21 protein-coding genes are annotated in these 23,903 nt (G+C 62.6%); 9 read left to right on the top strand and 12 right to left on the bottom strand.

The window, feature by feature from the left end:
• Window positions 1-8 precede the first annotated feature (8 nt).
• Together JFN91_RS08090 and JFN91_RS08085 are read left to right on the top strand one after the other, a co-directional pair.
• Window positions 9-533: a helix-hairpin-helix domain-containing protein gene (locus JFN91_RS08090; protein WP_199388690.1), complete on the top strand. Its 525-nt coding sequence runs from the start codon at window positions 9-11 to the stop codon at window positions 531-533.
• Window positions 534-619: 86 nt separating this feature from the next.
• Window positions 620-2,173 (top strand): Ppx/GppA phosphatase family protein, encoded by a 1,554-nt coding sequence (locus JFN91_RS08085; RefSeq protein WP_199388689.1) that lies wholly within the window; start codon window positions 620-622, stop codon window positions 2,171-2,173.
• 183 nt (window positions 2,174-2,356) lie between these two features.
• Here the strand turns inward: JFN91_RS08085 and JFN91_RS08080 are convergent, their stop codons facing one another.
• The 7 genes from JFN91_RS08080 to JFN91_RS08050 all read right to left on the bottom strand — a co-directional run bounded on the left by JFN91_RS08080 (window position 2,357) and on the right by JFN91_RS08050 (window position 11,842).
• Entirely contained in the window at window positions 2,357-2,539 is a 183-nt protein-coding gene (locus tag JFN91_RS08080; protein WP_199388688.1) for a hypothetical protein, read from the bottom strand.
• 346 nt (window positions 2,540-2,885) lie between these two features.
• Window positions 2,886-3,383, bottom strand: coding sequence for a chemotaxis protein CheW (locus JFN91_RS08075; RefSeq protein WP_199388687.1), 498 nt, complete (start codon window positions 3,381-3,383; stop codon window positions 2,886-2,888).
• A 153-nt stretch (window positions 3,384-3,536) separates the two neighbouring features.
• A complete protein-coding gene (locus tag JFN91_RS08070; protein ID WP_199388686.1) occupies window positions 3,537-6,041 on the bottom strand; it encodes a glycogen/starch/alpha-glucan phosphorylase in 2,505 nt (834 codons plus the stop codon).
• A gap of 222 nt (window positions 6,042-6,263) precedes the next feature.
• Window positions 6,264-8,243 carry a monovalent cation:proton antiporter family protein gene (locus JFN91_RS08065; protein WP_199388685.1) on the bottom strand — a complete coding sequence of 660 codons (1,980 nt, stop codon included), beginning with the start codon at window positions 8,241-8,243 and terminating at the stop codon, window positions 6,264-6,266.
• Between the two features lie 11 nt (window positions 8,244-8,254).
• On the bottom strand, window positions 8,255-11,011 hold the full coding sequence (locus JFN91_RS08060) for a cation-translocating P-type ATPase (RefSeq protein ID WP_328746267.1): 2,757 nt from the start codon (window positions 11,009-11,011) through the stop codon (window positions 8,255-8,257).
• Window positions 11,012-11,045: 34 nt separating this feature from the next.
• Window positions 11,046-11,522, bottom strand: a complete 477-nt coding sequence (locus JFN91_RS08055; RefSeq protein WP_199388684.1) for a DUF3124 domain-containing protein — start codon at window positions 11,520-11,522, stop codon at window positions 11,046-11,048.
• Window positions 11,523-11,578: 56 nt separating this feature from the next.
• Window positions 11,579-11,842 (bottom strand): hypothetical protein, encoded by a 264-nt coding sequence (locus JFN91_RS08050; protein ID WP_199388683.1) that lies wholly within the window; start codon window positions 11,840-11,842, stop codon window positions 11,579-11,581.
• 462 nt (window positions 11,843-12,304) lie between these two features.
• On the opposite strand from JFN91_RS08050, the gene JFN91_RS08045 reads away from it, so the two are divergent.
• The 3 genes from JFN91_RS08045 to JFN91_RS08035 all read left to right on the top strand — a co-directional run bounded on the left by JFN91_RS08045 (window position 12,305) and on the right by JFN91_RS08035 (window position 16,159).
• The gene (locus tag JFN91_RS08045) at window positions 12,305-13,684 is read left to right on the top strand and encodes a sigma-54-dependent transcriptional regulator (protein WP_199388895.1); all 1,380 of its coding nucleotides are present in this window, start codon (window positions 12,305-12,307) and stop codon (window positions 13,682-13,684) included.
• Window positions 13,684-15,690 carry a cache domain-containing protein gene (locus JFN91_RS08040; protein ID WP_199388682.1) on the top strand — a complete coding sequence of 669 codons (2,007 nt, stop codon included), beginning with the start codon at window positions 13,684-13,686 and terminating at the stop codon, window positions 15,688-15,690. Before JFN91_RS08045 ends, JFN91_RS08040 begins: the two co-directional genes overlap by 1 nt.
• Before the next feature lie 67 nt (window positions 15,691-15,757).
• Complete coding sequence (locus JFN91_RS08035; RefSeq protein WP_199388681.1) at window positions 15,758-16,159, top strand: bacteriohemerythrin; 402 nt, start codon at window positions 15,758-15,760, stop codon at window positions 16,157-16,159.
• 203 nt (window positions 16,160-16,362) lie between these two features.
• Here JFN91_RS08035 and JFN91_RS08030 read toward each other — a convergent pair whose 3' ends face one another.
• Window positions 16,363-17,232, bottom strand: a complete 870-nt coding sequence (locus tag JFN91_RS08030) for a hypothetical protein (RefSeq protein WP_199388680.1) — start codon at window positions 17,230-17,232, stop codon at window positions 16,363-16,365.
• A gap of 484 nt (window positions 17,233-17,716) precedes the next feature.
• Window positions 17,717-18,073, bottom strand: coding sequence for a response regulator transcription factor (locus tag JFN91_RS08025; RefSeq protein ID WP_199388679.1), 357 nt, complete (start codon window positions 18,071-18,073; stop codon window positions 17,717-17,719).
• A 434-nt stretch (window positions 18,074-18,507) separates the two neighbouring features.
• Between JFN91_RS08025 and JFN91_RS08020 the strand changes: the two genes are divergently transcribed.
• Entirely contained in the window at window positions 18,508-19,056 is a 549-nt protein-coding gene (locus JFN91_RS08020) for a DoxX family protein (RefSeq protein WP_328746258.1), read from the top strand.
• A 29-nt stretch (window positions 19,057-19,085) separates the two neighbouring features.
• On the top strand, window positions 19,086-19,265 hold the full coding sequence (locus tag JFN91_RS08015) for a putative signal transducing protein (RefSeq protein ID WP_199388677.1): 180 nt from the start codon (window positions 19,086-19,088) through the stop codon (window positions 19,263-19,265).
• A 20-nt stretch (window positions 19,266-19,285) separates the two neighbouring features.
• On the opposite strand, the gene JFN91_RS08010 is transcribed toward JFN91_RS08015, so the two are convergent.
• Window positions 19,286-19,729, bottom strand: coding sequence for a pyridoxamine 5'-phosphate oxidase family protein (locus JFN91_RS08010; RefSeq protein WP_236015030.1), 444 nt, complete (start codon window positions 19,727-19,729; stop codon window positions 19,286-19,288).
• Between the two features lie 319 nt (window positions 19,730-20,048).
• Here JFN91_RS08010 and JFN91_RS08005 point away from each other — a divergent pair, with 319 nt between their 5' ends.
• Window positions 20,049-21,038 carry a rhomboid family intramembrane serine protease gene (locus tag JFN91_RS08005; RefSeq protein WP_236015029.1) on the top strand — a complete coding sequence of 330 codons (990 nt, stop codon included), beginning with the start codon at window positions 20,049-20,051 and terminating at the stop codon, window positions 21,036-21,038.
• Between the two features lie 3 nt (window positions 21,039-21,041).
• Here JFN91_RS08005 and JFN91_RS08000 read toward each other — a convergent pair whose 3' ends face one another.
• Both JFN91_RS08000 and JFN91_RS07995 read right to left on the bottom strand, forming a co-directional pair.
• Window positions 21,042-21,464 (bottom strand): hypothetical protein, encoded by a 423-nt coding sequence (locus JFN91_RS08000; protein ID WP_199388676.1) that lies wholly within the window; start codon window positions 21,462-21,464, stop codon window positions 21,042-21,044.
• 173 nt (window positions 21,465-21,637) lie between these two features.
• Window positions 21,638-22,075: a PaaI family thioesterase gene (locus JFN91_RS07995; RefSeq protein ID WP_199388675.1), complete on the bottom strand. Its 438-nt coding sequence runs from the start codon at window positions 22,073-22,075 to the stop codon at window positions 21,638-21,640.
• A 208-nt stretch (window positions 22,076-22,283) separates the two neighbouring features.
• Here JFN91_RS07995 and JFN91_RS07990 point away from each other — a divergent pair, with 208 nt between their 5' ends.
• On the top strand, window positions 22,284-23,903 hold the full coding sequence (locus JFN91_RS07990; RefSeq protein ID WP_199388674.1) for a methyl-accepting chemotaxis protein: 1,620 nt from the start codon (window positions 22,284-22,286) through the stop codon (window positions 23,901-23,903).

Raw genomic sequence — 23,903 nt, 5'->3', positions numbered from 1 at the left:
TGTCAAAGATGGTCCAGTCGGCAGCAGACTTCAGACGGCTGAAAGGCGTCGGCGCGATCCTGGGCAAACGGCTGTACGACGCGGGGTTCGACAGCTTCACCAAGATCGCCCAGGCCGGAGAGGCAGGTTTGAGCAAGGTGCGCGGGGTGAACCGGCGCCACCTCCCCTCCATACTGCAGCAGGCCCGGGAACTGGCCGGGATGGAGCAGGACGAACAGCAGGAGCCGGCGCAGCTCATGCAGCAGCGCGTGACGGGTATGCGGGAAAAGGTGGAAAACCTGGCCCAGGCGACCCGCGACCGCTTCGCCGGGGAGATGTCCGAGAAGTGCGGCAGAAAACTCGGCTCCGATCTGGAAAGGATCGAGAACGCCTTGCTGCAGATGCATGATTTCGGCAACAAGCGCTCGAAACGCATGGTCAAGGTACTCACCAAGGTGGAAAAGAAAGTCAGTGGACTGGAAGACGCAACACTCAAAAAGGTGCGCAAGGGTTTCAAGAAGGCGAGAAAGGCAGTGTTGAAGGCTCTGACTTAGCGTCACCGCTCCCGCCCTCCCGGGTTGTCATAATCCGTCCCGTCCTGATACAATCTCGGCATCCCATCATGCTCAAGGAGTAGCCGTTGAAACAGAATCGGCTGGCCGCAATCGACATCGGCACCAACTCGATCCGCAGCATCATCGTCGAGACAGCGGGGGAAGGCAAATACAAGATCCTCGACGACGAGAAGGTGCTGGTGCGCCTGGGCGAAGGGCTGCACCAGACCGGGATCATCTCCCCCGCGGCGTGGCAGCGTGCCATCGAGGCGCTGTCGCGCCAGAAGAAGATCATCGACGGCTACCGGGTCACCTCCATCGAGGCGGTAGCGACCAGCGCGGTGCGCAAAGCGGGCAACGGCCGCGAGCTGGTTGCCGCCGTTAAGGAGCAGACCGGGCTGGAGATCGAGGTGATCAGCGGCGAGGAGGAAGCGGAACTGGCCGCCCTTTCCGCCCAGCACAACTTCGAACTCGATGGGGTACGGCACCTGATCTTCGACATAGGAGGCGGCAGCCTCGAGCTCATCGCGGCCCTGGGGGCGCACACCGAGGAGATGCTGTCGCTGGAACTGGGCGCCGTCTTTCTCACCGAGAGCTTTCTGAAGAGCGATCCCGTGCTGCAGACCGAACACCAGAAACTGCGCAAGCATGTCCGCAAGAGCCTGAAGGCAGCCTACACCGGGGAGCGCACCGGGATGCAGTGCCTGGTCGGCTCGGGGGGCACCGTCACCTCCATAGCCGCCATGGTGGCGGCGGCGAGGGGCGAGAAGTTCGATTCCCTGCACGGCTACGAGCTGCTCCGCTCCGAACTGGTGCACCTGCTGGCCATGCTGGTCAGAAAGAGCGACAAGGAGCGCCGCGCCCTGCCGGGGCTGAACCCGGACCGCTCCGACATCATCGTCGCCGGCGTCACCGCGGTGGACGAGCTGATGGATTTTTTCCAGGTGAACCACCTGAAGGTGAACGAGCGCGGCATCCGCGAGGGGCTCATCCTGCGCGGCCTGCGCCGCCGCAACCTGCTTCCGGAAAAGAAGCAGCGTTCCTGGCGCGACAGCGCCCTGGAATTCGCCCGCTCCTGCCACAGCGACGAAGGGCACGCCCAGCAGGTCGCCAGGCTGTCACGGCAGATCTTCCTGGCGCTTGCCAAGCGTTACGGCTGGAGCGACAAGGAATCGAGGCTCTTGGAAGCAGCGGCCATCATGCACGACGTCGGCTACTTCATCAGTTATTCCAGCCACCACAAGCATTCCTACCACCTGATTCGCCACGCCGACCTGTTCGGCTTCACCCCGCGTGAGCGTGAGTTGATGGCCAACATCGCCCGCTACCACCGCAAGTCCATGCCCAAGAAAAAGCACGACGAGTACACCCGGCTGTCCGCTGCCGACCAGCTCCTGGTATCCCGGCTGGGTGGCATCCTCAGGTTGTGCGACGGCCTGGACCGGCGCCGCAACGCCGTGGTACAGCAGCTCGACTGCGTGCTCGACAAAGACATCCTGCGGCTTACCCTGGGGGGAGCCGAGGACATGTCGGTGGAGCTGTACGGTGCCAAGGCCAAAAGCGACCTGCTCCAGGAATCCTGCCGCCTGAAGCTCGACCTCCATTGCCACCCTCACCAGCCCGCAGCTCGCACCGGGTAACAATCGTGCGACCTTCCCCGCCCTCGTAGCGGCGAATAATCATTCGCCCGCCTTCACCACCGCCGCCCCACGCGCATGGAGCGACTCGCCAGAGAAGCAAAAAGGCCGGGGAAGCAATCCCGGCCTTTTCACCTTCTACCTGCGCTGGTTACTACCTGCCGTCCAATGTCATAGCAAAAGCACCTACAGAAGGAAAAACGCGATAATGATTATCAAGAGCCCGCCCGTAATTCTGACCGGCACCGATAACAGGAGGTGGCGCGCACGCCTGAACCACACCGGCAGCACATCCAGAAGCAGATGGCAAAGAACTAAAATAAGGACAATGTAGATGATGCATTCGTGGCCGTAGCTTAAGTATTCCATACTGGCCACCTCCTCCATCGGCGGAAATTCTGTGCTCTGCAACACATCCAGAAAGGAACCGCCGCCGACTTATCAGGATAGAAGCATAGACGGTGCCACGCAATGCTATGCCGCTGCTTCGTCACTCCTCCCATGAATAGGCCGCAGACGTAAGCCCCGCGGCACTACCTGCATGAGATCCGCATTTCAACCACGCCTCCCGCGGCAGTTGTAAACCTTCCCGACACTTTTCTCGCCAAAATGCGTCGATTTCCTTTACAGCTTTACAGGTGGTGACACGACGCAGCAAGGGGAGGAAGGCTACAGCCCACCTCCCCTCGTTCTTTACCCTTTGCCCGCTGCACAGCTACCCGAAGCTGGCGAAGGCATCCTGCTCTGCGCTGGTGAACATGCGGTCCAACTGGAGCATGAGCAGCAACTGCTCGCCATGCTTGATGACCCCGCAGATGAAGTCCTGGTCAACGCCGCCCGCGGCGATGCTGGGCGGGGGTTGGATCTCGCCGCTGGAGATCCTGATCACCTCGGACACGCCGTCGACGATGAAGCCCATGAGCTTGCCGTCGATATCCATCACCATGATCCTGGTGTGCTGGTCATCGTCGGTGGAGCACATGCCGAACCTGCTCCTCAGCGAGATGATCGGTATCACCTTGCCGCGCAGGTTGATGATCCCCTCCACGCTGGGCGGGGTGTTGGGTATGTGGGTGATGGGAGTCATCCTGATGATCTCGCGCACCTTCAGCACCTCGACGGCATACTCTTCTGCGCCCAGGTTGAAGCTCACGAGTTGGATCAGTTCGCTGCTCGACTCACCCTTTTTGATCGGCAAATTCGCGGTAGACATGTATTCCTCCGAGGTTTCTGGATCTATCTCTCAACCGGATCGTGACATGCGACGGCATCAGTTACTGCTGTCACGTCGCCATCCTCGACACTTTGTTGGACGTATCGGCAACCGCAAAGGAATCTTGAGGGGAAGTTGAACACCCTCCGCGCGCTAGCCTTTCGCCTCCGGGTCCACTGCGCGGAGGTGCCATATCCCGTCGTTGTACTCGGAGATGGTGCGGTCGGTGGAAAACTTGCCGCTCCTGGCGCTGTTGACGATGCTCATCCGCACCCATGCCTCCCGGTCCTGGTAGGCCTCGGCAGCCTGTCGCTGCGCCCTGACGAAGCTGCGGAAATCGGCGGCGACCATCCAGGGGTCATGCGGGCTCATGATCGCCTTCACGATGGGATCGAAGATACCCTTCTCGAACATGTTGAAGTGTCCGCTGGTGAGCAGTTGCATGACCCGCTCCAGGTCGGGGTCGGCGGCGACGATGCCGGCGGGGTTGTAGGTGCGCCGCTCCCGTTCCACCTCGTCGGCGGTGAGGCCGAAGACGAAGAAGTTCTCGTCCCCCACCTCCTCACGGATCTCGATGTTGGCGCCGTCCAGGGTGCCGATGGTGATGGCGCCGTTCATCATGAATTTCATGTTGCCGGTGCCGGAGGCTTCCTTGCCCGCGGTGGAGATCTGCTCGGAGAGGTCGGTGCCGGGGCAGATTACCTCCATGGCGGTGACGCGATAGTTGGGGAGGAAGGCAACCTTGAGCCGGTCCCCCACCACCGGGTCCTCGTTGACCACGCGAGCCACGTTGTTGATCAGCTTGATGATCAGCTTGGCCATGTAGTAACCGGGAGCCGCCTTGCCGCCGATCAGCACGCAGCGGTCGGTCCAACCGTCGAGGTCGCCGCGCTTGATCCGGTCGTAGAGGTGGATCACGTGCAGCACGTTCAGAAGCTGGCGTTTGTACTCGTGGATCCTTTTTACCTGGACGTCGAAGAGACTGTCCGGGTTGAAGGTGACGCCGCACTGCTCCTGCACCAGGGCCGCCAGCCGCTCCTTGTTGGCCCGTTTCACTGCGTGCCAATCCTTACGGAACTCCGGGTCGTCGGCAAAAGGAAGCGCCTCGGAAATCCTGGAGAGGTCGGCCACGAAGCCGTCTCCAATCCGGGAGGCGAGCAGCCTGGTGAGCCCGGGGTTGCAGCGGGCCAGCCACCGGCGCGGCGTGACGCCGTTGGTCTTGTTGTTGAACTTCTCGGGCCACAGCTCGTAGAAGTCGCGGAACAGCCCCTGCACCAGCAGTTCCGAGTGCAGGGCGGCCACGCCGTTCACCGAGAAACTGCCGACGATGGCGAGGTAGGCCATGCGTACCTGCTGCACCTCCCCTTCCTCGATGATGGACATGTTGCGCAGGCGCTCGCCGTCGCCGGGCCAGCGGCTGGCGACCTCGCCCAGGAAGCGGGCGTTGATCTCCAGGATGATGTCCAAAAGCCGCGGCAAAAGCTGCCTGAACAGCGGCACGGACCACTTCTCCAGCGCTTCAGGGAGCAGGGTGTGGTTGGTGTAGGCCATGGTACGGGTGGTGATCTGCCACGCCTCGTCCCAGGAGAGCCCCTGCTCGTCCATGAGCAGGCGCATCAGTTCGGGGACGGCGCAACTGGGGTGGGTGTCGTTCAGCTGGAAGCAGTTACGCTCGGCGAAGTGTTCGAAGGTCTTGCCCTGACGGGAGATCCAGCGCTGCAGAACATCCTGCAGGCTCGCCGAGGCGAGGAAGTACTGCTGCCTGAGTCTGAGCGCCTTGCCGTTTTCGCTGGCGTCGTTGGGGTAGAGCACCATGGTGATGTTTTCGGCCTCGTTTTTCATTGCGACCGACTCGGTGTAGCTCCCGGCGTTGAATTCCTCCAGGTCGAAGACGTCGGTGGCGGCGGCCTTCCAAAGCCTCAACGTGTTCACGGTCCCGTTGCGGTAGCCGGGGATGGGGAGGTCGTAGGGAACGGCAAGCACCTCGTGGGTGTCGAGCCAGCAGTAGCTTATCGTGCCGTCGTCGTTACGCCTGGTTTCGCAGCGCCCGCCGAAGCGGACCCGCTGGGTATACTCGGGGCGCTCCATCTCCCAGGGGTTGCCGTCGCGCAGCCAGTGATCGGGCTCCTCGACCTGGCGCCCGTCCTCGATGCGCTGGCGGAACATGCCGTACTCGTAGCGGATGCCGTACCCCATCACCGGCAGTTGCAAAGTGGCGCAGCTGTCCAGGAAGCAGGCAGCCAGGCGGCCGAGACCGCCGTTACCCAGACCGGCGTCGATCTCCTGGTCGGCCAGTTCCTCCAGGTGCAGCCCGAGCTGCTGCATCGCCTCCGCGGCCGGTTCATCGAGACCGAGGTTGAGCACCGCGTTGCCCAGCGCCCGCCCCATCAGGAATTCGAGGGAAAGGTAGTAGCCGGTCTTGGTATTGGCATTGATGTAGGCATAGCGGGTGTTGTTCCAGCGTTCGATCAGGCGCTCGCGGATGGTATAGGCGATGGCCTGGTAGTGGTAGCGGATGTTGCGGCAGAACTTGTCCCGTCCCAGGTGGTGGAAGTAGTGGTGTGCGAAATCCTTGACCAGGCCTTCGGCGTCCATGGGGAGCGCCTCCATCTCGCATATGTTCTGGGGGCAAAGGATATTCTTTTCTTTAACTTGCATGCGAGAACTCCTTTCGCTGGTGGTTTGGTTGAGCGCGATACATTTTAGCTTTTTCGGCAGAAAAACGTTTATCTGAAGGCAATTCCCAATGCCCTGAACCCAGCCCTCACCCCGGCCCTCTCCCGGAGGGAGAGGGGGCGTGGACGGAACGGCCTGGATGGCGGTTGCACCCTCGCCCTCCGGGAGAGGGTGGCCGCAGGCCGGGTGAGGGAAGATGCCGCCTCAGGCCGGCTCGAACAGCCTGGCCGCGGCGCGCATCTGTTCGGGGGTGCCCAGGAGAAGCGCGATGTCCCCCTCCAAAAACTCCCAGACCGGGTCCGGGTTGGCGGCAATGTCGTCTCCCCTCTTGACGGCCACCACGGTGGCACCGGATCGTGACCGCAACATCCCTCCCCTGAGCCGCTCCCCCTCGATGGGCGCGTTCCTGCGTACCCTGAAGCTGCCGATCTCGGCACCGGAAAGAAAGCCGGCGATGCCGACGGCGTGGCTGTGGCGCTTGCTCACGCTGCGCAGCATGTCGTAGCCGTCGCGCCTGACCTCGGCGATGCAGTCTTCGATGACGTCCTGCGGGATCAAAAACCGCTTCAGCACGCGGAACAGGATCTCCACCGAGGTCTCGAACTCCTCGGGGATCACCTCGTTCACCCCGAGCCGGAACAGGGGCTCCATTTCCAGCAGGTAGCGGGTGCGCACGATGACGTGGATGGAAGGGTGCATCGACCTTGCCTGGGCGGCGATGCGGCGACTGGCCGCGGCGTCGGAGATGGCGACCACCACGATGCGGGCGTCGTGGATCCCGGCGTGTTCGAGGATCTCGGGTTTCGAGGCGTCGCCGAAGATGATCTCCTCCCCATCTTTTCTCAGACTGCGCACCGTGAAGGGGTTGGTCTCGATGATGACGCGCGGGATCTCCAGGTTCTTCAGGGTGCGCGCCAGGTTCTTGCCGTTGACGCCGTACCCCACGATGATGACATGATCCTTAAGGCCGACCTTGTCGCCGTTTTGCGCCAGGCTGCTGCGGCCGCGGGTCCAGGAGTGCGGCAGCGTGGCGGTCAGGAAATCCGCCACCGGCCCCGCCACCTTCATGCACAGCGGGGTGAGTGCCATGGTCGCGATGGAAGCCCCCAGAAAGAGCTGATAGGTCTCCGGGGTGAGCAGGCCGTACTTCAACCCGCTGCGAGAGAGGACGAAGGAGAATTCCCCGATCTGAGCCAGAGAGAGCCCGGCGATAATGGCGATGCGCATGGGAAGGCCGAGGGCACTGCCGACAGCCGAGGTGAGCAGCGCCTTGACCACGATGATGGAAAGCACCAGGCCGAGCAAAAGCAGCGGGAACTTGAACAGGATGGCGGGCTTCAGCAGCATGCCGACCGAGATGAAAAAGAGGCTCATGAAGGCCTCGCGGAAGGGCATGATGTCGCTGAGCGCCTGGTGGCTGTATTCGGATTCAGAGATGGCAAGGCCGGCGATGAAGGCGCCCAGGGCCAGTGAGAGCCCGACCTGGGCCGTGAGCCACGCGGTCCCCAGCCCGATGAAGATGATGGAGAGCACGAAAAGTTCGCGGCTCCTGGTCTTGACCACCTGCTCGAAGAGCCAGGGAACCAGGAAGCGCGCCCCGTAGTGAGCGCCGACGATGACGACTGCCGCCTTGGCGGAGACGAGGGCGATGTCGGCCAGCCCCTTGCCGCCGCCGGCGAGAAAGGGGGTGAAGAGCATCAGGGGGACGATGCAGAGGTCCTGGAAGATGAGGATGCCGAGCGCCGCCTTCCCCTGCGGCGTGTCCATCTCGCCGGCGTCCATCATCAGCTTCATCAGGATGGCGGTGGAGGAGAGCGCCACCAGGAAGCCGAAGAAGACGGCCTGGGACAGCGGGAATCCCCCGACGGCCCCCAGTCCGGCGACGGCGGCGATGGTGAGCACGAGCTGCAGACCGCCCCCCAGGAGCACCATCTGGCGGATGCGCATGAGTTCCTTCAGGGACAACTCGATGCCGATGGTGAACAAAAGGAGCACCACGCCGTACTCGGCCATCTGCTCGACCTGGTGGGTGTTCCTGATGAAGCCCAGGGCATAGGGGCCGGCGAGGACCCCGGTGATCAAAAAGCCGATGATGGAGGGGAACTTGAACCTGCGCAAGACCACGACGGTGAAGAGGGCCAGGCCGAAGAGAACGACGATGTCACGTAGAGCGTGAAAATCCATGAAACCTCACTTTATATTCCAGCGGCGCCGCGGCGCCGCACATACCACTTGGCCAGCTCCAGGACCGGCACGATCGATCCCGAAGCAAGGATGATGACGCCCCAGTCGAGGGGTGTCAAGGAGAAGGTGCCGAAGGGGCGTTGCAGTACCGGCAGGTAGACCACCACCAGCAGCAGGCAGATCTCCCAGAGCACGGCGCGGTTCAGCCACCTGTTGGCGAAGGGGCGCCTGAAGATGGAGTCGCGGTCCGAGCGGAAGTTGTAGGCGTTGAAAAACTGGATCAGCACCAGCGCCACGAAGGTCATGGTCATGGCCTCGGCGTCCGAGCAGCCGGACGCGCGGGCCCAGGCGAAAAGGGCCAGGTTCACCAGCCCGGTCCAGGCTCCCCCCACGAGGATCAAGGACACCACGGTGCGACTGAAGATGCCGCGGGTGGCGTCCCTGGGGGGACGCCGCATGAGATCGGGTTCGGCCGGGTCGACCGCGAGCGCCAGGGCCGGCAGACCGTCGGTGGCAAGGTTCACGTACAGGACCTGCACGGCGCCCAGCGGCAGCGGCAGCCCGACCAGCATGGCACCCATCATCAGGCCGATCTCGCCGATGTTGGAGGAGAGCAGGTACATCAGATACTTCTTGATGTTGCCGAAGATGGCCCTTCCCTCTTCCACCGCGGCCACGATGGAGGCGAAGTTGTCGTCGGTCAGGGTCATGGCGGCGGCCTCCTTGCTGACCGCGGTGCCGGTGATCCCCATGGCGATGCCGATGTCTGCTTTCTTGAGCGCCGGGGCATCGTTGACGCCGTCGCCGGTCATGGCGACCACCTCGCCATTTTTTTGCAGGGCGGCGACGACCCGGAGCTTGTGCGCCGGGGAGACCCGCGCGTAGACCCGGATGTCGGCGACCTCGCGTTCCAGCGTCGCGTCGTCCATCGCCTCCAGCTCGGCGCCGGTGACGACGCGCCCCTGCTCCAGGAGCCCCAGTTCGCGCGCCACGGCAGCGGCGGTGACCGGATGGTCCCCGGTGATCATGACCGGGCGGATGCCCGCCTCCCGGCAGACGCCGATGGCGGCGCGGGCCTCGGGACGGGGCGGATCGATCATGCCGACCAGGCCGAGAAAGGTCATGCCGCTCTCGGCACCGGCGCGGTCGGTGCCCCTTTTGCGCGCGACGGCCAGCACTCGCAGCGCCTTGGCGGCCATCTCGCCAGCGGCCTCGACAATGCGCGCCAGCGACGCCTCGTCAAGGGGGCACTCACCGTCTCCAGGGGGACAGGCACCTTCGGAGCCATTCCCCTCCCCCGGCAGTTGGGTGGAACAGGCGGAGAGGATCACCTCGGGAGCCCCCTTGGCGCAGGCGACCAGGTCGGGGCCTTCGCCGTGCAGCGTGGTCATGCGCTTGCGCTCCGAGCTGAAGGGGATCTCGTCCAGGCGCGGGTAGCGGGCGACGAGCTCGGACTGGGACAGCCCCGCCTTGGTGGCGGCAACCACGAGGGCCGCCTCGGTAGGATCCCCCTGCGCGGAAAAGCGCCCGGAAGCCTCGTCCCAAACCACCCGGGCGTCGCACGCCAGAACGCCCACGCGCAGCAACTCGACGAGCGCGCCAGAGGCCCCCCCCCCCCTCCCCTGGTGAGAAAACTCCCCTTCGGGACCGTAGCCGGCGCCGGAGACCTCGTACCATGCACCGGCGCAGTACAGGCTGCGCACGGTCATCTCGTCCCTGGTGAGGGTGCCGGTCTTGTCCGAGCAGATCACCGTGGTGCTCCCCAGGGTTTCCACCGCGGCCAGGCGCCGCATCAGGGCGTGGCGCTTGACCATGCGCTGCACGCCCAGGGCCAGCGAGATGGTGACCACGGCGGGAAGGGCCTCGGGGACCGCGGCAACGCCGAGCGCTATGCCGAAGAGCAGCATCTCGATGAACGGTTCGCCGCGCAAAAGGCCGGCGGCGACGATGACGGCGACCGCGACCAAGGCGGCACGGGCCAGCAGGTTGCCCACCCGATCCAGGTTTTCCTGCAGCGGGGTCCTGCCGGTCTCGATGCCGGAGATCATCCGGGCGATGCTGCCGAACTCGGTCTGCATGGCGGTGGCGACCACCACCCCGGCACCGCGGCCGTAACTCACCACCGTGCCGGCGTAGACCATGTTGGCCCGTTCGGCAAGCGGGGTTTCTTGGGAGAAGACAACCGCGGATTGCTTCTCCACCGGGAGCGACTCGCCGGTCAGCGCCGCCTCGTCGAGCTGCAGGTTGAAGGCCTCGGTGAGCCTGACATCGGCCGGGACCCGGTCGCCGGGGCGCAGCAGGAGCAGGTCGCCCGGCACCAGGTCCCGGGCTGGCACCGTCACCTCGCCCCCCCCCCGCAGTACGGCGGCATCCGGCGCCGCCATGCGGCGCAAGGCCTCCAGCGCCCGTTCTGCACGATACTCCTGCCAAAAGCCGAGCAAGGCCGCGAAAACGACGATGACGGCAATGGTGACCGCCTCGACGGCATGGCCCAGGAAAGCCGACAGCAGGGCCGCGACGAACAGGATGACGATGAGGACGTTTTTGAATTGCCGGAAAAAGACGGGCCAGGGCGAGAGCGGCTTGGCGGCAGTGAGCTCGTTGGCGCCGAAGCGGGAGAGCCGGCGCGCGGCCTCGGCGTGGTCCAGCCCGGCCGGGCCGCTTTCCAGGTGGGTGAAGACCTCACCCGGTTCGAGGCTGTGCCAGGGGACCTGAAGCTGCGCTGGCTGGTCAGGGCGGTTGGGCCGGCGGTTCCCCGATGCAATCACGGCTGCTCCTCCCGCACGGGCGTGCGGCGGCAGGCTACCTGGTGCCCGGACGGATCACCTGTCCGGGGCTGACGAAGGAAATCCCCTGTCCGGAAGTGGCGCCGATCATGACGGTTTCGATGATGGGCGCGTTCATGGTGCGGTCGGCCTGCCACTTCACGATGAAATTGGCGCCGAAGCCGCCGGCCACGTCCTTCTCCTCGATATGGACGTAGGTGCTCGCCAGGGGGGCCAGAGAGAGCGGCTTGTCCTGGTAGCGGCGCAGCAGTTTTCCGCTGGTGTCGTAGTAATCGATGGCGGTAATGCGCAGCCAGGAATCCATGTCCGTGTTCCTGATGGCGAGCGTGGCGGCCAGTTGGTAAGGGAGGCTGCGCGGCCCGGTGAACACGTTGGAGTAGACCGGGACGTACACGGTTTGCCCCTTGGCAAGGTGGACCTGGTCCGACGCAGACCAGCCCGACACCGGCAGGGCGACGAGAGCGAGCAGTAACAACGATGCGGCACAACGCATGGCTTCCTCCATTCCCGGCAATGACCGGAGCAGTATATCAAACGATGTCAGGGGGGCTAGCGGTTCAGAAGCGGAACCAGGCCACGCATAAGATCCATGGCGAAATTCACCCCGGCCAGCGCGCCCAGCGTCCCCACCACGCCGCAGGCCAGCGAGAAGAGGCCGTTTCGGATCTTCCATGCGACGGGAATGAGGCTGAAAGACATGACCAGGTACAGAAACAGGGTGAGCAGATGCGCGGAAAGGCGCAGGTTGGCTGCAACGCTGAACCTGTCGACCACGGTCAGTGCCACGGCGACGGCCGCAGCACGCAGCAACATCCCTGTTCCATCACTTTTAAGCGCGGAACGAAGGATGACGATCCAGACTATGCCTTTAAAGAGAATAGCAAAAAAAATCATGAAAGCTCCCTGCTGGTGTTATTTTGTTGCAGTGACCTCATTGTCCAGAACGGGAAGAGTAACATAATTCGTCCAGGATATGGTTATCCAAAGGATAAAGTGGTATTATCTTAACCTTTACGACCTGATGTGACGCTGAAACAGTATCGTCCTTGCGTCGAACATCAGGCACCGCGCCTGATACAGACGATGGCTGTGCGCCCCCTCTCATATGAGGGAGAGGGACCGGCGCAGATCTGCGCCTGGTCAGGTTTTCCCTTGACAAGAAAGGCTCCGGCGAAAGATAGTGATCCGGTGTCTACAGAATCCGGGGCGGGTTGCCGGCGCCGCGCAGCGCGCCGATAAACGCAGACGGCCCCAACAGTACGGGTGAACAAGAACATGTATAACGGCAAGGTGATCATTTGCGACGACGAGGTCGAGATCCTCAGGTATCTGAGCAAGATTCTATCGGCCAAGGGGCTGGAGCTCGAGGTGTTCAGCTCCGGCACCTCCCTGATGAACTGCCTGGAAAACCGGGGGCTTGACGACGGCGACCTGATGCTCCTCGACGTGAAGATGCCCGACCTGGACGGCCTGGAAATACTGCAGCGCGTGAAGAGGATGAAGCTGGACGTCCCGGTGGTGATGATGACCGCCTACGCCTCCATCAACTCCGCCATCGAGGCGATGAAGCTCGGCGCCTACGACTACGTCACCAAGCCCTTCCCCAAGGAAAAGATCTTCGGGATCCTGGAAAAGGTCCTGGAGCGCAAGGAACTGCTCAAGGAAAACAGCGCCCTCAAGGACGAACTGGGCATACCGTCGGCGTCCACGCCGCTCATCTTCAATTCCGAGGCCTTCCGCCGCGTCCACGACATGGCCATGCTGGTAGCCCAGAGCGAATCCAACGTGGTGATCCTCGGGGAGTCGGGCACCGGCAAGGAACTGGTCGCCAGCCTGATCCACAACAACAGCCCGAGGGCCAAGGAACGCTTCCTCACCATCAACTGCGCCGCCCTCTCCGACACCCTTTTGGAAAGCCAGCTCTTCGGGCACGTGAAAGGCGCCTTCACCGGGGCCATCACCGCACAGAAGGGGCTCCTGGAGGCCGCCAACCACGGCACGCTGTTTCTAGACGAGGTGGGGGACATGAGCCCCGCCATCCAGGCGAAGCTGTTGCGCGTGCTGCAGGAGGGAGATTTCATCCCCGTCGGCGACACCAAGGCCAAGAGCGTCGACATCCGCTTCCTGGCCGCGACCAACAAGGACCTCGAGGAGGAGGTGCGCCAGAAGCGCTTCCGCGAAGACCTCTTTTTCCGGCTCAACGTCATCTCGCTGCACCTCCCCCCCTTGCGGGACCGCGGCGAGGACATCGAACTGCTGGCACGGCACTTCCTGGCCAAGTACGCGGCGCGCATGAAGCGCGACATCAACGACTTCACCCGCGAGGCGATGCAGCTCCTGAAGTCGTACAACTGGCCCGGCAACATCCGCGAGCTGGAGAACGCGATCGAACGCGCCGCCATCCTCACCCGCGGCAGCACCATCACCGCCGAAACCCTGCCGGTGTGGCGCACGCCGGTCCAGCTTCCCGAAACCAGGCAGGACGGCGGCAAGCGCCTGGTCTCCCTGGAGACCGTGGAGCGCGAGCACATCCTGCACGTCCTCAAGGCCTCCGGGAACAACAAAAGCCGGGCCGCCAAGATCCTCGAGATCGCCAGGCGCACCCTGGACCGCAAGATCGAGGAGTACGGGCTGGAAGACGAGGGAGCACGCTGATGCTCAGGCGTTTCCCGATCCGGGCCAAGCTCACCGTCGGCTCCGTCGCCCCCCTCTTCGTCGCCTTCTTCATCTGTTCCCTGGCCGGTCTCTACATCATCAACGACAAGATCGCCAGCCAGGCCCAGGAAAAGGTGCGCACCGACCTCAACTCGGCGCGCGAGGTGTACCGGAACGACCTCGAGCATATCCGGGAGTTGATGGACCTCACCGCCACCAACCCCTACAACGCCAACTCCATCGTGGCCGGCGAGAAGAACATCCAGTCCCTTTTGCGCAGCCGCATGGAGAACAAGCACCTCGATCTTCTCACCGCGGTCGACGCCTCCGGACGGGTGCTCTTCCGCGCTCACAGCCCCCAGCTCAAAGGCGACCAGCAGACCTCCTACTTCGTGCAACAGGCGCTCAAGGGGATCGCCGTAACCGGCACCACGGTGCTCACACCGGAGGAACTGGGCAAGGAAGGGATCGCCCTTACCAACCGCGCCACCATTCCCCTCGTCTCCACGCCGCATGCCCGGCCGCGCGCCGACAAGACGGAGCGTTCCGGGATGCTGATGGTGTCCGCTTTCCCGCTCAGAAACGGCTCCGGCGCCGTGATCGGCGCCCTCTACGGCGGCATCCTCCTCAACAACAACAACGCCCTGGTGGACAAGATCAAGGAGATCGTCTACGAGGGGGTGCAGTTCAAAGGGACCGACGTGGGGAGCGCCACCATCTTCCTCGGTGACACCCGCATCGCGACCAACGTGCGCACCACCGACGGTGCCAGGGCCATCGGCACCCGCGTCTCCGAGCAGGTCTACAAGCAGGTGATCCAGGAGAAGAAGAAGTGGATCGGCCGCGCCTTCGTGGTCAACGACTGGTACTTCACCGCCTACGAACCGATCATCGACCTGCAGGGCAAGGCGATCGGCTCGCTCTACGTGGGGATGCTGGAAAAGCCCTACACCCACATGCAAAAGAGCGTCAACTCGATCCTGTACCTGGTGCTCTTCGTCACCTCGCTGATCGGCATCGCCGTCTCCGGTTTCATAGGGACCCTGTTGGCGCGCCCGATCAAGGAACTGGAGAAACTGGCGCACCGGGTGGCCCGCGGCGAGCGCGACCTGCAGATCGAGGTGCAGTCGACCGACGAGGTGGGCGACCTGGCCGAGGCGTTCAACCTGATGACCCGGGCGCTGGGGCGCCAGGAGGCGGAGATCGGCCTCTTGCACCGGGCCCTGGAGCTGAAGATAGAGGAGCGCACCGCGCAACTCTCCGACAAGACGAAACTCCTGGCGCAGACCCAGGCGGACCTGGCGCGCGCGGAGAAACTGGCGGACCTGGGCATCGTCGCCGCCGGCGTCGCCCACGAGATCAACACACCGCTGGCCATCATCCGCGGCAACACCGAAGTCCTGGATATGTGCCTCCCCAGCGATCATCCCAACCACGAAGAGGTCGAGATCATCAGCCAGCAGACCGAACGCATGGCGAAGATCGTGGGCAACCTTTTGACCTTCGCGCGCCAGAAGTCGCTGAACCAGCGCCAGTTCATGGTGCACGAGGTACTGGACGACATCGTCGCCCAGATCAGGCACCAGGTCCCCATGGACGCGGTCTCCGTGAAATGGGAATACGACCTGAACCTGGGACCGGTCACCGGCGACACCGACCAGCTGCGGCAGGTGTTCAGCAACATCATCCTGAACGCGGTGCAGGCCATGCTCCCCGACGGAGGCACCCTGCGGCTCACCACCCGCCGGCACGGCCCGGGCAACGGCTGCATCGTCGAGATCCGCGACACCGGCAAGGGGATCAGCGCCGAGCACCTGGAGAAGATCTTCACCCCCTTCTTCACCACCAAGGACACCGGCACCGGCCTCGGCCTCTCGGTCTCCTACGGCATCGTCAAGGACCACGGCGGCGACATCAGGGTGTCGAGCACCCCGGGGATGGGCACCTGCTTCGAAATAGAACTGCCGGGGATGGACCCGCTCGCCCCCGCCGAAAGCGAACAATGACGCTCCCGCAGCAGCTGTTTGGGGAGCGCACCATAACCACAGCAGACAAACCCAAAAGGAGCACAACATGAACATCGAGTGGACCAGTGACCTGGCCATCGGCGTGAACGAAATCGACGAGCAGCACAAGGAGATCTTCAGGAGGTTCGACCGCCTGCTGAGCGCCTGCAACGAGGGGAAAGGCAACGAGGAGGTCCTCAAGCTGCTGCTCTTCCTGGAGGACTACGTAAAAGAGCATTTCGCCGCCGAGGAGCAACTGCAAAAGGGGAGCAACTATCCCGACTACCCGGCACACAAGGCGCAGCACGTCGCTTTCATCACCGACGTGCACAAGCTGACCGACTCCTTCCGCAACGAAGGGGCCACCCTTCCCCTGGTGATCCAGACCAACAGGACCCTGGCCAACTGGCTGATCCAGCACATCAAGAAGGTGGACACCGCCTTCGCGAAGTACCTGCGCGCGCAATAAGGCCCGGCAAAGCGCGTTGCCAGCAAACGGGGTAGCGCCTCCCGCCGCCACCTGCACAAACAAAAAGGTCCCCCTCACGCGTCGAGGAGGACCTTTTTTTAGTTGTGCCAAATCCTTTTGTGCCCCTGCCACCAACATCCCCTCTCCCTCCGGGAGAGGGCCAGGGTGAGGGCGGAGCGATCGCTACCGAGTAATGAGGAAGGTTAGGAAGGTTTCTTCGCCTCGGAAGCTCCCTCGGGCTTGCGGCCGCCGTCCTTGCCGTGCCGGAAGGACTTCCTGTGCCGGGACCTGCTGCGGGGGCGATCGCCTGCCGCAGGTTTCGCCTGCTGCTGCACGGCACCCTTTTCCTTTTCCTTCTGGGGCTGGTTCTTCTGCGGCTGCTCCTTTGGCTGCTGCTCGGGACGGTTGGGCGACTTGAGACGGGCGATCAGGTCGCGCGCCCAGTCGGCATCACCGTCACAGCATTCCTTGGCCACGTACTGCAGATCCTCGGGCGTGGTCTTGCTCGACTTGATCTTGAAGAGACGCTCGATCAGCTCCCGGGACCAGTAGTACTCCCGGATGTATTTCTTGCCGTCGATCTCGTCGTAACTGTAATCGGTGCAGGGAACCACGCTCTTCAGCCACTGCGGGGTGACCTTGAGCCGCGCCGCGGCCGCCTCTTTTTCATGGTGGTCGTGGTCCTGCTTCTTGCGCACGATGTTGCTGCCGGCGCCCTTTTCCTCGACCACCGGCGCCGCCTGCGCCTGCTGCACCAGGTGCTCCAGGAAGCGCGCCAGGTCCTCCAACGCGGGGACGCTGAGGCGGGAAACGGGGGCATCGGCGCGATAGATGACTCCGGGACGATCGACGCGGTAATCGACCGTCGGCTCGGTCTCCCCTTCCTGGACCCCGACGCTCACCTCCAGGTCGAAGGAACCGCTCGCCAGTTGTTCGGCGAGATCGCCCTCGACGGCATCGAGGATCAATCCGGTCAGGCACTCCTTGAGGATCCCCTCTTCCACCCGGAAGTAGGCGTGACCGTGGAGCTTGTCGAGCTGATCGGTAACTTTTTGCAGATGTTCTGAGGTCATGATGAAATACCCACCCTACCATTCATTGTATTTCTCGTGGCCAGACGCAGGGGCAGCGCGCCCCCCCGCACGGCAAAACACTACCCTAGCACAAGCAGGGGCAAATCGCATACATCAAATTGGTCACTGGCTCGAAGTAAAGAAGAGTTCGCTCGACCAGGACAAGATGGCCAGGGCAGTCGGAAGTGTGAAGCTACCGCCGGGACGAAAAAAAAAGGGAGCCCACACAGGGCCCCCCAGTCACAACTCAAACACAGCGATCGTTAAAGTAATCAGACAACATTTGCGACCCAAAAGGTCATAACATCAACAAAACTACAGGTCTCCATCATATCAGCAAAACAAGGACATTAGAAAGAACATTGCATTCACCACATCACATCAATCCATCACAGTACATCACATTACATCATTGCAACCGATACAGAACAATCCATGACAAGCAGGAATTCATGACAAGCAATCACAACATCACATAAGGTGCTCAGGCAGCCAGTGCCTGGTACAACTGTGCGGGCAGAAAGGGCTTGCGTAAAAAGGTACTCCCTTCACTGCGCAGTTCCTGGGGGGGCGTCTCGAACTTGGAATACCCCCCGCTGCAGAATACGATCCGCGTGCTGCCGCCCATGTCGCGGATCTCCCGTGCCGCTTCGACGCCAGTCATCAGCGGCATGTCGATGTCCATGATGGTAACGTCAGGGCGATGCTCCCGGAACTTCTCGACCGCCTCGACACCGTTGGCGGCCTCCGCAACGATGACGTGCCCTTCCCTCTCCACCATGAAACGCAGCATCTGCCTGATATCTTCTACGTCGTCAACTATCAGGACCCTTCTCTTCATTTCACACCCCAATGCATTCAATCGAGTACTGACCGCGCCCAGTGGGCATTTGACTACATTAGCTGCCTAAAGCGTGCCCAAATTGTGCAAACTTCGCACATTTAAGGGGGAGCAAAGCCTTTATTAAAATTCCAGTCCCAGGCTCTCTTGCCAACCTCGGGAAATCTTTGTCCATTTCCGAGCACCTTGCACGGGAGATTAATCCGACGCCGATGGTGTGAAGACGCGTGAAACCATGAAACCACTGCAACCGCGGCAAGCAACCCGGCCTTTACGCGAAATCCGGCCCAGTCCTGCGCTAAATGACGTAGCCCGCAAGGCGAAATGCCCCACCGGTCAGCGGTGAGGAACGCTCTTGCTTTTGCAATGGATGTGATTAGAATTTGCTAAGCCAAATTCCGGAGAGTGCCACATAGCGACGGGCAGCTGAACTAATGGCGTCGAGCAACGACAAGACAAAAGGAGGAAGGACAATGGAAAGGTTATTGCTGACCAACGACAGCTGGGGCGGGACGGTACTGAGAGTGGGACTGGGGCTCGTGATGTTTCTACATGGTGCTCAAAATCTGCTAGGATGGTTTTATGGACTGGGATTTGAGCAGGCTATGGCTGTGATGACCACGCAGCTTGGGATGCCGAAGATAGTCGGCGTACTCATCATCATGACCCAGTTCTTCGGAGGTATCGCACTAATGCTGGGAGCCTACGTACGCATCGTAGCCGCTGCAGTAATCCTGGTGATGCTGGCATCATTCGGGGTGCTGAACTACGGCAACGGATTCCTGACCACGTGGAGCGGCAAACAGCTGTCACCGGGGGTGGAGTTCCAGCTTCTCGCCATCACGGTGGCGGTGAACATCATGATCTTCGGTGCAGGCCGCTGGTCCATCGACCGCGCCCTGGAAAGCCCGCGCAGCAGGATCAGCCGCGAGCGTGCGGCACGAGAGGCGGAACTGACCGTTCAGCCCCCCTCACACCTCTGAGGCGCACCAGCGAACAAGGAGGATGAACCATGGTGAAATTCTACGATGCCAGGAGCGAAGCCGAGTTGGCCCGCGTCGAGGCGGTGCTGAAACAGGGTGGGGTCGAGTATTTCGTGACCGGCCGAGCCAAGGAGGATGTAAGCGGTGAAATCGAGGTAGCGGAGGAAGACCTGCCCAGGGCGGAAGAACTGCTCCTCAAAACGAAGTGAAACTGACAGCGGACCGCCACCTATCCGAGCGGGCGGTCCGAATGAGCATCGGCAGTAAAAGCCATCACCCCTTCTACCCTGATCTCGAGCCTCCATTGCACCTGCGGTAAACCGGCAGGCTCGAGTTCGGGGGCATATCCGTTCAAGACCGCGGTGTCGGTCGCCTTTTCCACCTTCCCCACGAACTGGTAGCCGTTTCCGGCATCATCAGCGACCACTACCGAGACGTGGGGATTTTCCTTCAGGTTTCTCATGGTGGTTGGGCAGAACCAGGACTCGAATACCAGCCGGTTGGGCTCGAACAGGGCGATCCCTCTGCCTGCAGCGAGATGCGGATGGCCGCCGGTATCGCAGCTTGCCACGAAAGCATGCCCCACCTGCTCGGCCAGTCCCCTGATCTTGTCGCTGATCATGTTGACGTACCTCCTCTTGCCGATGCGGATCAGCCTGCGATGCCAGCGCATCCGGATCGGCCACCTGCGCGAAGGGTGACGGTGCCTGCAACCGGGAGTGCCGCAACGTCCACCGAGAGGCTGCATCCCTTGCGGGAGCGCCGCTTTAGTCAGCCTGACCCTGGATCGCATCCTGGTTTCTCCTTCGGATCAATCTTTCTGTCAGCCCCCCCTTGATTTAACCGTGCGTCAGCACTAGCTTCTTGTAGCACTGGGATAAAAATAGTCAAGGAAAGGGGGTTGGGCCGCCGTTTGCAGCGGTCCAGCGGCGGGTAAAGGCAGCATGGAGCGACCAGGAGAAGAAGCCTGCGGTGGAGCATCCCCTTTATTGATGACGGAGCGGGAAGGATCTGACATACTGCCGGGCATGAGCGAGGACCAGGAACATAGCGTAGAGCCGCAGGATGACTGGCGTATCGTCCCGGTCTGGCGGGTGGAGGAGCGGGGGCGCAAGCTGTCCCTGCGCCAGGCCCGCCTGTGGGCGCTGGTGTTGGAGTCGCGCTTCATCGAATGCCGACTGGAACCGGGACCGCGGGGGTGGCAGGTATGGGTCGCGCCGGAGAACTACGACGCCGCCTGTCGGGAGCTGAACCTCTACGTCGAGGAGAACCGCAACTGGCCGCCGTTCCTGCCGCCGGTGCACCCCATGAAGGAGAACACTCTCCCCACCCTTTCCATCCTGGTCCTGCTGGCCACCTTTTACAACCTGACCAACCTGGACCTGAAGGTTTTGGGGCACTACCCGGTCGACTGGATCGACATCGGGAACGCCCATGCCGGCCTGATCCTCAAGGGGGAGTGGTGGCGCCTGGCGACGGCGCTTACCCTGCACGCCGACGCGCTGCACCTCATCAGCAACCTCGCCATCGGCGGGGTCTTCATCGTCTACCTCTGCCGGGACCTCGGCTCCGGGCTGGCCTGGACGCTGCTGCTCGCCTCCGGTGTCTGCGGTAACCTTGCCAACGCCTACGTCCAGCTTCCCAGCCACACCTCGGTCGGCGCGTCAACGGCGGTCTTCGGCGCCGTCGGCATCCTGGGAGCCCTCACCATGATGCGCTACCGGCACCACCTGCGCAGGAGGTGGCCGCTCCCCATCGCCGCAGCGCTGTCGCTTTTGGTGCTGCTGGGCACGGAGGGAGAAAGGACCGACCTGGGCGCGCACCTGTTCGGCTTCATGTTCGGCTGTCTGTTGGGGTTTGTCGCTGAACTGCTGGTGGGTTACCTGGGCAGGCCGGGACGGCTGGCCAACGCCCTGCTCGCGCTGGCCAGCGCCTCGGTGGTGCTCTACGCCTGGTGGCTGGCCATCGGCCAGTCCGGTTGACAGTTAGTCGTGGCCGCGACCATGACCGCGTCCGCCGCCGTTGCCGTGCCCACCTCGTTCCTTTTTCCACTGACCATAGGGGATGTGGCGTTCCTTACCGTACATCTCGCGGTACTCCCTCGGCACCCGATACACCGGGCGCGGGACCGAACTGCGGGACACCATGCGCCACGGCCCGTCGTAGTCGCCGGCCCGATACCAGCGGTCGCCGCGCGGCGACCACCAATAGCCGCCGTAGAAGAAGATGTCGGCTTCAAAACCGGGCGCGAAGTAAACGGTGGTCCCCGGCACCATGACCATGGCCGACGGAGCGCCCAAAACTACCGGCGGACCGATATTGATGCTGAGGTTTACTCCTGCAGTAGCGTTGTGACCACTAAGGCCGATAGACAAAAGCGCAACGAGGATCAGAAAAGTCCGTTTCATAACTCCTCCCCAACCATTTCAGGTTCCCTCTTCAGCTCGCGCTTGTTACATCATCCCGGCAGTAAAACCTGCTATGCCTGGCGATGACCTCACTGCGAGCCGGATCACGACCATTATAACTCCGTCGCAGATCCCCTGTCACTATCAGCTGGGTGTGGAAAGTACTTCTCCGGCTACGCCTGAACCTCTGAGAGGAAAGGGAGCGGCTTCCCGGTCCGGTATGCCAGCGCCTGGCAGACCGCTATGAGCGTGCCATCCTGGTCATGAACCTTTATGTCATAGCTGGCGGTCTTCCTGGTGCTGTTCACCTCGCGCGCCTCAGCCCTGAGCCTCGCTCCGACCTCGGGACTGGCCACGTAGTTCACCGAAACGTTGAGAGCAACGGTGACGCTGCCGACCGTCTGACAGACGGTCTCGAAGGCCTCGTCGATGAGGGAAAAAATCGCCCCTCCGTGGGCTCGACCGAACATGTTGTTCATCGCATCCGCATCGTAGGCCATCTCCACTGCGGAAAATCCGTCATCGAGCGCTACCAGTTGCATCTTCAAAGCCTGCGCGAAAGGTTCGCGCTCAACCTGCCGGAAAATCGCTTCTTTTAGATCCTGGTCCATGACTCACTCCTTTTGGTAGCTGTTGGCGCAAACTAACACAAGGGGAGTCGGCTGCAAAGACAATTGGCGCTGTTACCGACACAAATCCGGTCCGTGACAGCTGGCGGCGGACTCTCCCCACGTCACCTTGACAGGTACACATCCCACCCTATACTGTGAATTTGTTTTAATTTTCTACATTAGTTCACGGTCCAAAGGGAGGAACGGGATGCGCACCAACTTGAACCTCAGGTCGAAACTTTTCGTCGGCTTCGGCATCAGCTGCGTGGTGTCGGTCCTCCTTGCAATCACCGCGTTGTACGGCATCAGTGCCGCGGCCGCCGGCGCGCAAAGCCAGGCAGGCCGGCAGGTCGCGCAGATGCGAGCCATCGCCGAGATGGGTGCGGCAAACGCCGGCGCCGCACAGCGCCTGGCGGAGGCGCTGGCAACGGGGGGTATCGCGGGGGCCAGACCGGAGTTGAATGCGATAGCGGCGACCGAAAAAGCCGTTTCGGAAAAGGTGGATCAACTAAAGTCTGCGTCGGTCACCGACAAGGAAAAGTCCCTGATCCTCGCTCTGTCGACCAAGGTTGCCGCAGCCCAAGCGGCCCGCAGCAGGTCCTTGCAGCTCATCAACCTGGGGGACAAGGACCTGGCACTCCAGGGTTTGCGAGACCTCAAGGTGCGGCGAGGGGAAATCCAGGACGCCTTGCGTCAACTGGGTGCCGCCAGCGCCGACAGCGGCGTGGTGCAGGCCCAGACTCCGCCAAGCGTTCGCGGCGCTAGGCTTGCCATCCTCGCCCTGCTGCTGGTCGCGATCGGCAGCGCCTTTGTCGCGGCACTGTGGCTGGACAGGTGCATATCCGGGCCGCTCCACGTTGCTGTCGTTACCGCCGGGCGCATCGCCCAACGCGACCTCACCGCTGAGATCGAGGGTGACGATTCTGCGGAGACGGGTCGGCTCATGGCTGCCATCGGCACCATGGTGCAGCACCTGCGTGACATGGTGAGGCGAACCGGTGACATCTCCTGCGGCATAGCCGCATCGTCGAGCCTGCTGCAGCGCAGTGCCGAGCAGATGGCAAGCGGAGCGGAACAGGTCGCCTGCCAAGCCCAGACCGTCGCGACGGCAAGCGAACAGATGTCGGCCACGTCCAACGAGATCGCGCTCAACTGCCACGAAGCCGCCCGAAATTCCAAGCAGGCCAGCAGCGCAGCGGAGACGGGGGCACAGGTAGTGGCACAAACCGTCGAGGTAATGAACAGGATCGCCGACCGGGTCAACGCAACCTCCCGTACCGTGGAAAGCCTCGGGGAACGCTCGGACCAGATCGGCGCCATCGTGGGAACCATAGAGGACATCGCCGACCAGACCAACCTGCTGGCGCTGAACGCCGCCATCGAAGCGGCTCGTGCCGGGGAACAGGGGCGCGGTTTCGCGGTCGTTGCCGACGAGGTGCGCGCCCTCGCTGAACGCACCACGAAGGCGACCAGAGAGATCGGCGAAATGATCAAGGCGATCCAGGGAGAAACGAAGGGGGCGGTGCTGGCGATGGAGGAAGGTGTGCGCGAGGTGCAGCAGGGGACGGAGGAAGCGGCGAAGTCCGGGGCAGCTCTGCAGGAGATCCTGGACCAGATCAACGCGGTCAGCATGCAGGTAAACCAGATCGCCACCGCTGCGGAGGAGCAGACGGCCACCATCAGTGAGATAACCGGCAACATCACCAGGATTTCGGAGGTGGTGCAGCTCACCGTCCAGGGGTCCCAGGATTCGTCGACAGCCGCTGCAGAGCTCGCCAGCCTGTCGGACGACCTGGGCACGCTGGTGACCCAGTTCAAGGTGGCCTAG

The sequence above is a fragment of the Geomonas anaerohicana genome, from assembly GCF_016458305.1.
Taxonomy (GTDB): Bacteria; Desulfobacterota; Desulfuromonadia; order Geobacterales; family Geobacteraceae; genus Geomonas; species Geomonas anaerohicana.
This window is presented reverse-complemented; position numbering and strand designations above follow the sequence as displayed.